The sequence below is a fragment of the Chromatium okenii genome, assembly GCF_002958735.1.
GTDB classification, from domain to species: Bacteria; Pseudomonadota; Gammaproteobacteria; order Chromatiales; family Chromatiaceae; genus Chromatium; species Chromatium okenii_A.
Map to the genome: position 1 here is coordinate 18414 of NZ_PPGH01000036.1, position 9575 is coordinate 27988.

Below are 9575 nucleotides of genomic sequence, written 5' to 3' on the forward strand. Positions count from 1 at the left end.
AACATCAGCCGGTTGGCGTGATAGTGATAGGATGATTGAACACTTTGGCAAATAACAGACCTGAATACACATGCGCCTGATTGATCGTTATCTCGCGTGGGCAGTGATTGGCGGCACCTTACTGACGCTCGGCATTTTGCTGCCGCTATTAGGCGTGGTGATTCTTGCTGATGATTTAGACAACATTGGCACTGCCAATTACCAATTAACGGATGCGCTGCTCTTTATGGTGCTGAGTTTACCGCGTTACGCCTATCAGATTTTTCCAATTGCCACATTAATTGGCGCGTTAATTGGATTGGGTGCATTAGCCAATCGCTCTGAATTGGTCGCCATGCGTGCTGCGGGATTATCAGTGTGGCAAATCGTATTCGCCGGATTGCGCGGCGGCGTGTTATTAGTCGTGCTGGCGCTGGTGCTCGGCGAAGTCATTGCGCCAATGACAGAACAACGCGGAGTGCAATTGCGGCGCCAAGCCTTATCGGGAGAAATTGCGCAGCAAACGCTCGATGGTTTTTGGGCGATTGATGAAGGTGCTTATGTCAACATCCGCGAAATTCAATCAGGCGCTGATTTACGCGATATTTTCATTTATCAATTCGATGCAGCGACAGAAACGTTGATTGAAACTCACGCCAGCGCAGCACGTTATCGGAATGCACATTGGATATTAGAAGACATTGTCCGCAGTCGAATTAGTGACGGCGGTGTGCAAGTAGAGCGCATTGCACAAACGGGTTGGGATTCGTTGCTTGATCCGGGATTACTTAAAATCGTAATTGCAAATCCGCATTTACTGCCAGCGTGGAGTTTATACCGTTATATTCGGTTTATGGCAATTAATAAACAGGATGCTGGCGCTTATGAAGTAGTGTTTTGGGCTAAAGTGGTTTATCCGTTTTTGATGTTATCCATGATTTTACTGGCAACACCGTTATTACTTGGTTCATCGCGCAGCAGCGGCATGGGTTGGCGGTTATTTGTCGGCATTTTAATCGGCATTCTCTATTATTTGATTAGCCGTACCTTTGCTTATTTAGCTCTGCTGTTTGGAATGAATCCCGTTCTTGCAGCGATTATTCCGCCACTGTTATTTATTTCTAGCGCATTATTATTACTGCGTCGGTTGGGATAATAGTCGTAGGTTGGGTTGCCGCTGTTGGCAACCCAACAATTCAGATCAACATCGCAATGATTGAATGACAGCATCTGCGCAAAAGAGATGTTTTTTAATGCGTTAAAATTGGGTTGATTGCATCAACCCAACTTACGGTTTCTGATTTGAAAACGCAATGCGGCTGACAACGTGGCAGTGCATCCGCACAGACCAATTCAACGGTATGCAGTAATTGCTGCATGTCCAATGGTTTACGCAATACTGATGGACAATGCGCGTGATGGTGTTTGCAGTCGATATGACAGTCTGGTTGTAAATCCTGACCGCTCATTAAAATTACCGGCAATTGCGGATGCTCTTTCGCCATTTTTTCAAACAAACTAAAGCCATCCATAATGGGCATGGCGATGTCTGATAATACGAAATCAAAATTGCTATCTGCGCTGAGAAGTTGCAACGCATCTGCACCATGTTCCGCCGTGCAAAACCGCCAGCCCTGCGCAGTCAATAACCGTCCAATTGCTTCGCGTATTCGTGGATCGTCATCGACCAATAACACTCGTTGCACCTTGTTTATTGACATCGACAGCATCGCGTTTAAATCCTCTGCGTCATCCGGCAATTCTGTTGCGCCGGGCAGCAGCAGACGAAATTCCGTGCCTTCACCCAGCCGCGAATCCACTGTCAATGCTGCGCCGCTGCGAATGACAAATTCCTGCACCATAAATAGTCCCAGCCCGTGACCGCGTTGCTTGGCTTTGGTCGAAAACAGCGGTTCAAAAATCCGTTCCAGCGTCTCCGGGCGCATTCCGTGACCGGTGTCGCTGATGCAAATGGCAACGTGAGCGCCAATCGGCGCAATACCTAAACGCGGTGGCGATTCCGGCGCAGTCGGTTGGGCGCTGGCGGTTAATTTGAGTTGACCGCCGTCGGGCATCGCGTCGCGGGCGTTGAGCACCAGATTGAGCAACGCAGACTGTAAAAACGCAGCGTTACTGAAAGCGGTGAGATCGGCAGCAACATCGAATTGCGCATCAATAATGCGCGGTAACAGGTGGCGCAAAATCCCAATTAATTCATCAAATACAACGCGCAATTCCACCCGTTCGCATTGAATGCCCCCAGCGCGACTCAGTGACAGCATTCCGGCGGTGATGACTTTGGCGTGACCAAGTGCGCTTTGCGTTTCCTCCAGCACTTCAGCAATTTCTGGATCAGCAGTTCTGTTGATGCCCTCGCTGAGATAAAGCAGATTTGCGTCGATTACGCCCAGCAAATTATTGAAATCGTGGGCAATTCCGCTGGCAAGATGTCCAATTGTGGCGCGTTCGCGGGCAGCGTCGAGATCGTGTTGCAGTCGTTGATTGTGTTCCTGCGCCGCAAGACGTTCAGTGATGTCTTCCACCATCGACACTGGCAGCGGCATATCTCCATCCAAACCCGGAATCATCGTGACCCGCACATCTCCCCACACCACTTCACCATTCGGGCGCAGATAACGCCGATTGACCTGATAATTGGTGCGTTTTCCCGATGCCAATTCCGCAAAAAGTGTTGCAATTTCAGGACGATCATCGGATGAATCATGCCGTCAAGACACTGTCCCAGCAGCGCCTCACGGTCACGCCCCAACAGTTTGGCGTAAGCGTGATTGATGTAAATAAAACGCCGTTTGGCATCAGGAATGGCAATGCCCAGCGGCGCATGGTCAAACACAATCCGAAACCGCTGCTCACTTGCAGCGAGCCGCGATAAGGCTTCTTGCCAAGCAGTAACGTCTTGATCTGCGCCGCGATAACCGAGCAATGTGCCATTCGCATCAAAAAACGGTTGACCGTGCGTGAGCAGCCAAACCCGTTGCCCATTGCGGTGTTGTGCCACATTAACCAAATCTTGAAACAGACCCTGACGCGCAAATACTTCAAATGCTTGTGCTTTAAATGCCTCGCGTTCCGCTTCTGGAGTGAGATCATAAAAATGCTGTTTACCAATCAATTCATCTGGGCGATAACCCAAAATAGATTCCACTAAAGGACTGATATAAGTGAATTGACCTTCAGCATTGACTTCCCATGCAATTGAGCGCGTTTGCTGCGCAAGTAAGTCATAACGCACCACGCTATCACGCAACGATTCATAAGTGCCTTCACGTTGAAAAGTGCTGGCCAGCAAATTGGCATATACCCGCATAAATTCAACTTTATTGTTCGTAAACTGATGCGGCAATTTGACTGCATCTAATCCTAAAAAGCCGATTAAACGACCGCCATCCATGACCGGCATAAACAATGATTGCGTATTCTGAGCAACGAATAATACGCATTCTTCCTGCCAATTTCTATTCAGGTCAGCAACTTGTGGAATTATCACTGCTTCATTACGACGCAGCGATTTACTAAATGTAGTAAAGCGATCAATTGCAATACACTGACATTGGTCGCGTAGCGGAATAACACCTTCTGCCGTCCATTCGTGGGTTTTGCTAACGGTATTGGTAACATGATCAATTTTGCAAAAAAAGGTACGATCAAGATGATGCCCCAGCCGCCCTAATGCGCGTTCAATAACCGTATCAATACCAAGTGTTGGCGTTAAATTAACCAGTTCACCAGCCAGCTCCACTAATAAATGATCAAGCAATTCGCGGCGATGCAGTTGGATTTCCGCATGTTTGCGTTCATTAATGTTAGTATGCGTACCCGCCATAATTTGTGGTTGATTATTCGCATCGCGGATGACCACGCTCCCTTCAGAAAGTACCCATACCCAATAACCATCTTTATGGCGCATTCGCAATTCACACGAATAGCGATGATCGGAATCAGCCAAATGTATTTTCAGTTGTTCTTCACAACGCGCCAATTCTTGTGGATGTGCCAATTGCTGCCAAGTGGTATAGGACACCGGTTCTAATTCGGCGATGGTATAGCCACAAATGTTTGCCCAATACGTATTAACTGTTACTTCGCCGGTAGCAATGTTCCATTCCCAAGTACCCAACTGTGTGCCGTTAATGACATTGACGAGTCGCTGGCGTTCTTGAATTAACGCCAACTGCGCTTCTTTCAAATGACTTTGATCGAAAAGATAACCGCGAATTTCATTAAGCTGACCTTTCGCATCGCGCATCAAGCGCGTGAAATCGTAAAACCAGCGGTATTCCCCAGAATACAAACGCAAGCGATAGGATTGCTCAAATGTGTCGCGGCGATATTTAATATGCCAATTGATTTCATCAACCACTGCTTTTAAATCGTTAGGATGAATGAGATCAGCGTAACGGAAATCGGCATCTAACATTTCTGCTGGCGTATAGCCAAGAATATCAGTCACATTATTTGAGACTTGTATTACTGGCCAGTGTTCTGCGACATCCCAAGTAATGGTAAACACTGGTCCTGCAGAAAATAAATCTCGCTCACGACTTAATGCAGCTCGCGCTGCCAATTCCGCAGTTTGATCTTTACTAATTCCAAAAAAGCATTCTTGACCATTCCAATGTCCACGCCATACTCGCGCTGTTGAAGGCAATTGTTCACCGTTTTTCATTAACAGCGGCAGGTTGCAAGTATGGGTTAAACCGCTGCGCATTGCGCTCACTGTGTTATTGCTGGTTTCAAAAGCATCTGCGGGATGAATTAATGAGATGGATTTGCCAACTAATTCTGTTGCCGAATAACCTAATTTACTTTCCACTGCTGGATTGATGTCGAGAATTTTCCCATTCAATGTGGTCACAAAAATTAAATCGTCCATACTCTCAAAAAAGGCGCGAAAGTTGGTGCGTTCGACATGGAGTAAGCGAAAATTTATGGTTAAGGCGTTGCCGATAACAGCGAGCGTATCGGCTAACTGATTTGTTTCAACAAAAAAACTTGAAGGTGGCGCAATCCACGGAATTTGATCGCGGATTGCTACTGGCAGTGCCCGCGCACTAATGACTAAACGTTGCAGTAATAGCAAATGACGACTGCCGATTTGCGCAATTAATAATGCCAATGTTATACCATCAAACGCCAAGCGTATGTCGTACTTCGGTTTGCACGCGATCAATGATTGGTGCCGCATTCACTGACATGACCAATGCGCTACCGGTTTTTGGGTATGGTACAGCAATGTTATAACGTCCTTCACGATAGCGTTCCATTCGGGAATCAAATCTATCTTTTGGTACTGCTTGATGTAAACGCATCACACTATCAATTGGATATGGCGGCGGCATTTGGGCACTGGTGATGTACATTTGCACATCTGCATTTTGTAATAATAGGCTGGAATTGTAAATCTGTATAAGCATTTTGATTTCAGCATCTAATAATTCTGGGTGTGCATTCGCAGCGTATTTATCAAGTTCCTGTAGCGTTAATTGCGCGAATAACTGCAAGCGTTCACCGAGCCGACTTTCAATTTCAACGCCATAACGCTGGCTATTCCAACTGGAAATTAACAATCCCGGTAATAGCGTAGCGAATAACAGGCTGGAAAAATGTAATTCAGAAATGCGCATTCCACCCTGTGGTCGTCGCACCAGCGCCACAAATAATATAAATAGACTAACAATTGCTGCATTGAAAATGCCGTTGAGTGACTGTTTGAATACCACTAATAATGTTTGTGACCAGTTCATTTCTAATCCGACGCGATAACACAGAATAACTAGCGGAATACCAATGAGTAACCAATACAACGCATCAGCAAGCGCCAGCGGTAGCAAAGGGCGTCCGCGTCGCCGTGCCCATTCACGTTGCCCGCCCACAACGGCAGCTTCTGCAACAAAAATCAATAGCGCATAGGGATGATCCCAGAGCAATAAAGTATAGGCTCCGCCTGCTGCGGCAACTAAAATACCGGAAGCTCTACCCAACCAAACCAGTGCCAATAACGCAGCAATTGATCCGAATAACAGATCAACGCCAAAAAAGAGTGAAAGATGCAGCACATTACCGGCGATTGCTGCCACTGCCAGCAATACAGTGAACAGAATCTTTTTAAGATACAAATGGTTGGAAAGTTGTGGTATTGGCATAACAGCTTTTCACCTAAAAAATTGAAATGTGATATAACGATCTAGTGATTTGATGATACGCCAGCGTGATCGCAATGGCGTTATTTTAAACTGTGCAAAATAACACCATTATCAAGATAAAACTGTGATTGTGAACACAATTCCTCAAGTAGATCAATACTGCCCGGGCGTCCAAAGAGATAACCCTGCGCTAAATCTAATCCGGCACGAAATAATAAATCACGTTGCGCTTCAGTTTCGACTCCTTCCGCAATGAGTTTAAGACCAAGGCGCTGTCCAAAACTGATCACGGCCATCAATACCGTCATGGCTTTAATTGAATCAAACATTTCTGAAACAAAACTCAAATCAATTTTCAGAAAATTAAATGGCAATTCTGCTAAATTGCGCAATGACGCATAACCAGTGCCAAAATCATCAATGGCTAGCGATGCGCCCATCAATTGTGCTCGTGCCGCAAAATCGCGTAATACTTGGCGATCATTCCGCGCCCAAGTTTCAGTAATTTCAACCTGCACCCTACAGCAGCCATCTAGTCCCGTCACCAGTGTTTGCAATAGTTCAATTGCTTGCGGTTCTTCAATGGTAAAATGTGATAAATTTACCGATAGAAAATTGAGGTCTAGCGGTTGTAACCGTTCACGCAGTAGGATAATTTTGTTGAATAAATCTTGGGTGAGAGGATCAATTAAATTGGCGGTTTCTGCCAGTGGAATAAAATCCCGTGCTGCCAATAACGAGCCGTCTGCTAATCGCAGTCGTGCCAGCACTTCTGCTCCGCAAGGTCGGCCATCAACCAACGAAATAATGGGCTGAAAAAATGGCTCCAACGCTCCAGCTTTAAGCCGTTCAGCCAATAATTCTGCATCGAATGGTGGATTGTGTACTTCCGAATGTGACAATGCAGTATAATTTGGAGCGATTGATGGCGAATGCAGTGGTTGTAATGTTGTAATGGTTGTAATGGTTGATGTGGATTAAGTAATGGCATCAAATCGTTGGCTAATAGTGCTTTAGATACCAAACCACGTACTTCAATTCCGCGTGCTTTGGCGATACGTTGCGCAGTATCTAAAAGATCATCGCCATAGCCAGATAAAAAAGCGACGGGAATGCGCTGTTTAGTTATCGCCAGCCATTCAATTAAATCTAGTCCGCTTTCCTGTCCCAGCCCAAGATCAAGCAGTAACAAATCGGGGGTTAGTGCCAATACTGCTATTTTGCAGGTTTGAATAGAGGTGCAGAACTCAAAGGAATGACCATGGCGTCGTACAATGCGCCGCAAAGTGGATTCCATGCGAGGATCATCATCAAGATAAAGAATGTGCATTAAATTCGTACTCTATTGGTTGGATTGAAGTGCTATCGGCGTTGATAACCGCCACAATTAACTGACAACTGAAAACTCAATTATGAACCACACTCCTTCTATTCTCAGTGACCATGAATTGCATCAACTACTCGCCGAAGATGTGCCTTTTGGCGATTTGACCACTGATTCGCTTGGGATTGCTGCCTGTTCGGGACAAATTCGTTTTTTCGCCCGCGATCCGATGGTGGTGTGCGGGACTGAGGAAGCAGTGCGGATGTTCCAATTGTGCGGTACGAAGGCGCATCTTTGCGTTCCTTCTGGTACTGCCGCGCCGACGGAAACGCTGTTATTGGAAGCGCAGGGCAGTGCTGGCGCGTTGCATCGTGGCTGGAAAACCGCACAAACCTTGGTGGAATGGTGTTCGGGCGTGGCGAGCAGTGCGGCGGGCATTGTCGCTGCTGCACGACGCGGTGATGCGTCGCGATGGTGGCAGGAACGCGCAAAAATGTTCCCGGCAATCGGCGTCTTGCATCGAAAGCCTTTCGCGCTGGCGGCGCAGTGATGCACCGCAATGGACTCTCGGAAACGCTGTTGATTTTCGCCGAGCATCGGCTATTTCTCGGTGCAGAATGTCCCGCAGCCACGCTCGCACGACTGCGGCGCAGTGTCCAGAAAAGCGGATTGTCGTCGAAGTAGCGACGTTGGAAGAAGCGCTGCTGTGGGCAAATGCGGACGTGCTGGCAATTAGAAAAGTTTACTGTTCAGGGTGTTGAAGAAGTACGCGCAGCGCTGGTTCTCAGGCTGTACTCGCTGCCGCTGGTGGCATCCACGTTCATAATGCTGAAGATTACGCCCGCGCTGGAGCGCATCTCCTGATTACCACTGCGCCGCATTTAGCGCCGCCGCGTGATGTGCAGGTGCGCTTTGGATTGGCGAATTGATGCACTGCAACAGGCGTTCAAAAACGGTGTATGTTTGAAACTGCCGTTGTTTGATGCTTAGAATGCGTCCCTTATTTCGTCGTCAAAGATTCATTAAAGGTGGTTATTCATGCAAGACCCAGTTGCTCACTCGGACAGTCAAATTGGCCGCGTCGAGGTCAAGGAAACCACTTGTTATATGTGCGCCGTCGCTGCGGGATTCGCGTACACCTGCGCGACGGCGAAGTGCGCTATATCGACGGCAACCCGAATCACCCATTGAATAAAGGCGTCATTTGCGCCAAAGGCAGTTCGGGAATTATGAAACAGTATTCACCGGGCGAATGACGCAAACCGCTGCGGCGTAAAGCTGGCGCAGAACGTGGCAGCAGTGAATTTGAAGTTATTTCATGGGAAGAAGCATTCGGAATGCTCACTGAACGACTCAGTAAACTTCGCGCTGAAGACCCAAAAAAGTTCGCGTTATTTACTGGCCGCGATCAAATGCAAGCATTAACTGGCATGTTTGCCAAACAATTCGGCACACCGAATTACGCTGCGCACGGCGGTTTCTGCTCAGTCAATATGGCTGCTGGATTGATTTACACCATCGGCGGTTCATTCTGGGAATTCGGCGGTCCGATTTAGAACGCGCCAACTCTTTGTAATGATTGGCACTGCCGAAGATCATCATTCCAATCCGCTTAAAATTGATATTGCTGCATTCAAACGCGCGGCGGTCGCTTCATTTCCGTCAATCCAATTCGCACCGGATTATTCCGCAATTGCTGATGAATGGATACCAATTAAACCCGGCACAGATGGCGCATTGCTGTTGGCGATTACCAATGAGATTATTAAACAGGGTCTTTACGACCGTGAGTTTTTAATTCAGTACACCAATTCTGCTGAATTGGTCATTGACGACCCCGAACGCGATAATCACGGTTTATTTTATCGCGCTGAAATGCACATTGAAGAAGGTTGTTTTGATCCACAAAACAAACTGGTGGTGGGATCGTGAATTAAACATTCCTATCAGTACCCACACGCCGGGCGCTGACCACGTTTAATGGGCAGCTATACGCTTGATGATGGCACACCCGTAAAACCCGCATTTCAATTATTGAAAGAGCGCGTCGAGCAATACACGCCAGAGTGGGCAGCGCCAATCACCGGCATTCCCGCAGAAACCATTCG

At 47.2% G+C, this 9575-nt stretch carries 9 protein-coding genes and 1 pseudogene; 5 read left to right on the forward strand and 5 right to left on the reverse strand.

Going from position 1 to position 9575, the window contains the following annotated elements; all coding sequences use genetic code 11:
* Window positions 1-70: 70 nt before the first annotated feature.
* The gene (lptG, locus tag CXB77_RS11755) at window positions 71-1135 is read left to right on the forward strand and encodes an LPS export ABC transporter permease LptG (RefSeq protein ID WP_105073075.1); all 1065 of its coding nucleotides are present in this window, start codon (window positions 71-73) and stop codon (window positions 1133-1135) included.
* A gap of 94 nt (window positions 1136-1229) precedes the next feature.
* On the opposite strand, the gene CXB77_RS11760 is transcribed toward lptG, so the two are convergent.
* From CXB77_RS11760 to CXB77_RS11780, 5 genes are all read right to left on the reverse strand, one after another.
* Window positions 1230-2657 carry a response regulator gene (locus CXB77_RS11760; protein ID WP_105074075.1) on the reverse strand — a complete coding sequence of 476 codons (1428 nt, stop codon included), beginning with the start codon at window positions 2655-2657 and terminating at the stop codon, window positions 1230-1232.
* On the reverse strand, window positions 2564-5116 hold the full coding sequence (locus tag CXB77_RS11765; protein ID WP_172452649.1) for a PAS domain S-box protein: 2553 nt from the start codon (window positions 5114-5116) through the stop codon (window positions 2564-2566). Before CXB77_RS11765 ends, CXB77_RS11760 begins: the two co-directional genes overlap by 94 nt.
* A gap of 10 nt (window positions 5117-5126) precedes the next feature.
* Window positions 5127-6143 carry a hypothetical protein gene (locus tag CXB77_RS11770; protein WP_105074077.1) on the reverse strand — a complete coding sequence of 339 codons (1017 nt, stop codon included), beginning with the start codon at window positions 6141-6143 and terminating at the stop codon, window positions 5127-5129.
* Window positions 6144-6223: 80 nt separating this feature from the next.
* Window positions 6224-7000: an EAL domain-containing protein gene (locus CXB77_RS11775; RefSeq protein WP_347338125.1), complete on the reverse strand. Its 777-nt coding sequence runs from the start codon at window positions 6998-7000 to the stop codon at window positions 6224-6226.
* Complete coding sequence (locus CXB77_RS11780) at window positions 6892-7473, reverse strand: response regulator (RefSeq protein WP_105074079.1); 582 nt, start codon at window positions 7471-7473, stop codon at window positions 6892-6894. Before CXB77_RS11780 ends, CXB77_RS11775 begins: the two co-directional genes overlap by 109 nt.
* An 82-nt stretch (window positions 7474-7555) precedes the next feature.
* Here CXB77_RS11780 and modD point away from each other — a divergent pair.
* The 4 genes and pseudogenes from modD (at window position 7556) to CXB77_RS22000 (ending at window position 9399) form a co-directional block, all read left to right on the forward strand.
* Window positions 7556-8396 (forward strand): annotated as a pseudogene (modD, locus tag CXB77_RS24665) (ModD protein).
* A 180-nt stretch (window positions 8397-8576) separates the two neighbouring features.
* Window positions 8577-8723, forward strand: a complete 147-nt coding sequence (locus CXB77_RS21990; RefSeq protein ID WP_242445676.1) for a hypothetical protein — start codon at window positions 8577-8579, stop codon at window positions 8721-8723.
* Between the two features lie 81 nt (window positions 8724-8804).
* Window positions 8805-9023 carry a hypothetical protein gene (locus CXB77_RS21995; protein ID WP_242445677.1) on the forward strand — a complete coding sequence of 73 codons (219 nt, stop codon included), beginning with the start codon at window positions 8805-8807 and terminating at the stop codon, window positions 9021-9023.
* Between the two features lie 19 nt (window positions 9024-9042).
* Entirely contained in the window at window positions 9043-9399 is a 357-nt protein-coding gene (locus CXB77_RS22000; protein WP_242445678.1) for a molybdopterin-dependent oxidoreductase, read from the forward strand.
* The last annotated feature ends 176 nt before the right edge of the window (window positions 9400-9575 follow it).

Coding starts and splice junctions, on each gene's coding strand:
- lptG (WP_105073075.1), top strand. CDS start 71: ATGCGCCTGATTGATCGTTATCTCGCGTGGGCAGTGATTGGCGGCACC.
- CXB77_RS11770 (WP_105074077.1), bottom strand. CDS start 6,143: ATGCCAATACCACAACTTTCCAACCATTTGTATCTTAAAAAGATTCTG.
- CXB77_RS11780 (WP_105074079.1), bottom strand. CDS start 7,473: ATGCACATTCTTTATCTTGATGATGATCCTCGCATGGAATCCACTTTG.
- CXB77_RS21995 (WP_242445677.1), top strand. CDS start 8,805: ATGCTCACTGAACGACTCAGTAAACTTCGCGCTGAAGACCCAAAAAAG.
- CXB77_RS22000 (WP_242445678.1), top strand. CDS start 9,043: ATGATTGGCACTGCCGAAGATCATCATTCCAATCCGCTTAAAATTGAT.